This is a genomic window from Hydrocoleum sp. CS-953, from assembly GCF_002260545.1.
GTDB lineage: Bacteria > Cyanobacteriota > Cyanobacteriia > Cyanobacteriales > Microcoleaceae > Trichodesmium.
Genome location: NZ_LGSU01000599.1, coordinates 1 through 3787 on the forward strand (window position 1 = coordinate 1; position 3787 = coordinate 3787).

At 31.3% G+C, this 3787-nt stretch carries 1 protein-coding gene; it reads left to right on the forward strand.

The features are described from left to right. Positions 1-273 precede the first annotated feature (273 nt). Positions 274-3306 (forward strand): hypothetical protein, encoded by a 3033-nt coding sequence (locus AFK68_RS06600; protein ID WP_094672079.1) that lies wholly within the window; start codon positions 274-276, stop codon positions 3304-3306. Positions 3307-3787: the final 481 nt, after the last annotated feature.

The following is a 3787-nucleotide window of genomic DNA, read 5'->3' on the forward strand; positions in this document are numbered from 1 at the left end:
CTATATATAATTAAGAAATAGGTAAGAATTTAGCTAGTTAGCATTTAGCTTTTCCTAAATGATACAAAAACAGCTTTTAAATATATTCAAGCAATAACCAAGGTTAGCTGATGACTAATTTCATTTGGAAGTTGAATTATCCTTGGAGATTAATTTCTCGTTTAGTATGATAATAAGTAGGGGTTAACAGACACCCCTACAATCTGATAGCTTTTTGGCAGCATTATACAGGAAATTATTGCAGAAATACAATTAACTAAGGTGCGATAAAATATGGTTAATGAATTAAGGGAAGGTGACAATCTAATTTCTGTTAATTATGACAGTTTGTTAGAAAAAATTTTAAAGAAATTACCAGAACAAAATCTGTTTAAAATATCGACCGACCGCCGACGTTTACTGATAAATATTGATGAGGTAGCTGCATCTATTGCTACTACAAATATTCAAAATCCTTTAAGCACTACGAAGGGTGTTCGTATTGCTAGTATAAATTTTGTAAACCGAGAAAAGTTTTTGACTCAAATACGAGAAATAAAAGACTATTTGATAACTAATTTAGAATCTACAGAAGGAATAGGAGATATTGATAGTTTTGTCGATAGTTTAATTGTGAATTTAACATATTTTCAGGGGCGTGCTAGTAAGCTAGGTTTATCTTATCCTTTTAACGAAAGTTATACGGACTTGCAAAAACAAGAGTTAATTTTAGATTCTCAACTTCCTGGTAGTAATTCTTTACTGAAATTCCATAAACTGACAATTACAGTGGGAAATATTACGGCGTTTCAGTCTCAGCTCAAAACAGGAATTAAACGGAGTATTCAAAATAATTTTGATTCCGAAGACCCAGAAGATATTGAAGATATTTATCATCTTTTAGAAAGAAAAATTGAGGATAGAAACTCAGATTTTAATCAACTGCAAAGACTGGTAGATGAGGAAACTTTAGGTAAGTTAAAAAAGGAAGCGAAAATTATATATTTAGAACATTTATTAGAGAATATTGAGACTAATGATAAGCCAGGAGTCATTTATCTAAGAGATTTAATTCGGCGTTTGAAATTAATTGAGCAATATATTAATGATGAGTCTAAAGCTGATGGATATTATGATGTTTATTATGGTGGAGAAAGTTTTAATTACCGGGATATTTTTGCCCGTGCTGAAGTTTTTGATGCACTGCCAATTATTCCAATTATTGATGGTAATTTGGGAGAAACTACAAATAGAGAAACAGGAGAAACTCAATTTGTTTTGGGTTTGAAAATGAAGTTGGATGGGAAAGTACAAGCTAGGGGTGGAAAAGAAGTTTTTGATTATAATTTGGAGATAATTACTCATAATAATTCTGAGGAAAATGAGGCGTTAAAGGCTAATCCAGAGAAAAAGAAAACTTGGGCAAGAAAAATATTGACGCGAGCTTTTTTATACTATTTTGTATTTTCTTGCCCAAATCCAAATGGAAAGAATTATCATTCCGATGATGAGTTAAATTATAAGCCTATCCCTAAATTTGATGAAAATGTTTTGCCTGTATTGAAAGGAGATAATGATGATGAAAAAGATAAGATTTTTCGGGGGTTGATAGAAGGATTTAAGAAATATGGAGTGAAGCAAAAAATCGAGAAATTAAGGGGTTTAGTCAGAAACTTTTTAGACAGAGGGAAAAAATTACCTAACTGTATAGAAAGACGGGAAATTTGTATTAACAAACGAATTATCAAAACTGATGATGATAGTTTGTTTCAAGGTAATTTTTTTCACGATGATTTAAGAGAGAATTATAAGAAATGTCTGAGGTATATTTTTCTGGTTGAAGAAGGAGTAAGTAATCGAGCAGTCTGTCAACTACCTGCAAGTATTAAGATAGAAGATATTCGTTATTTTGAAGGAAGCGATCGCCAAAGTTTTCAGTGGGAATATGATGTTGAAGGAATTAAAACATTGCCTGTAATGTGGATACCTGATACAGATACTTGTCGGCGAATTTATCACGAAAATTTTGTGCAGAAAGGATATAAATTTATGCTGTTTAGTTACAATAATGAACGTTTAAAATCAGGAAAAAATCAATTAAATTCGACTCAAGCATTTATCTATCGTTTTACTTGGATATTGTTATCTTATCTTTGTTTACTAATTTTATTAGAGCAATATTCAGGAGAAGAAAAAGAATTATTTATCCCAATGGTGCGACTCCATGAAGGAACCCATGAAAATCCTTTTCCTGCTGAAAAGTTTTTGGCTAATCTTGCTAAAACATTAGCTTTTATTTTTAGCAAAAAATATCGGTGTAACTCTCAAGGTTTTCGGGTAAGTAACAGTTATATTAGAAATGGTTTAAACTCCCTATATTCTGTATTACCTAAAAAGTTTAGCTTCAATCATAATTCTGACTCTACTTTATTAGATAAACTAGCAATTATTATTGTCTCTAGCAAACTGAGCGACTCCAGAACAGGTAGTCAAAATCGTAAAGATAGAATTGCCAATTTATTTGGAGAAGTAATAACTATTCAACGGTTAGAAAATGGCAGTGTAAAAATTCAACCTTTGACTAAATTTTTTGATAACTATCAACTCCGAAAGATGTATGAAGAACCACCTGTTTTAATGGATAAAATTAGCGAACTTTGCTTAGAAGGATATCAACACTTTTTATATGTGGCACAAGCACCTTATACCAGTAAATTACATATTACTCAACAAGAAGAGGAAGAAAGATTATATTTTATGTCGCCTACTATTATTAACACGATGAAACAAAACCGAGATGACATAAAAATATATCCTGTGCTTTTTGATAAATATTATGTGCGAAAACTGGAAAAGAACAAAAAAATAGGGGTAAAATCTTTGTACATTCAAGACACTAGACAATTAATGAATCTTGCTGAAGATAGTAGTCAAAAATCAGTGGTATTTTTCAATTTGTTTAATGGCATTTCTGTGGGTAGGGAAGCAGAAAGATTTTATAATGGCGTTATTTCCTATTCCACTTTGTTAGGAAAATATTATTCTGGAGTGATGGATGATGAGGATATTCGGCAAGGTTTGGTTTATGATAGTTCATTGAAAAATGATATTCTTCAATATCTGACTTTTTTCCATTTTTCCAGGTTTGAAAAACAGGAGAAAGATAGTAGTAATTTAAGTTTAAAATTAGACCCTTATGAAAATATTATTGGCGATGAAGCCTTGGGAAGTTTGGCAATTTTTCCTCAGATGACAGAAAGTATTGAGTTTAATGCTTTGGCTTTTTTGACAGAAGTTAATGATGCTGTTGATGGAGTTGTTTTTTAACAGGAGGTTGGGAAAATAAGTCTTAGATAAATAGTAGAAATATTTGAACTTATATCAATTTTTAGTAGGGGTTTGGTCTCCAAACCCTTTTATCTAAACCTCTTCCACACTCCCAACTTCAGGAGAAAACTTGACTGCGAAGCGAGTTATTTTTGTATTTGATATTAATGACAGAGTTAGTAGGAGTAAATTATCAGTTTTTGTGACTATTACGATCTGAAAAAATCTTAGTTAATGAGCGATCGCTAAAAATTTAGCAGCTTTCTCAGGAGTAAAATTTAATATGGAAAATTCTGAGACTATCTATATCTAAGAGTCAGGAAAAATTTGTCTTTGCCAAAGATATATCTCCAAACTACACTTAGACATTTTCGGGAAAATTTCTAAATTTTCTCTCAAATTCCCAAAGTGGAAAATTTTGAGACTATCTATATCTAAGAGTTAGGAAAAATCTGCCTTTGCCAGCTATATCTCTCTCCAC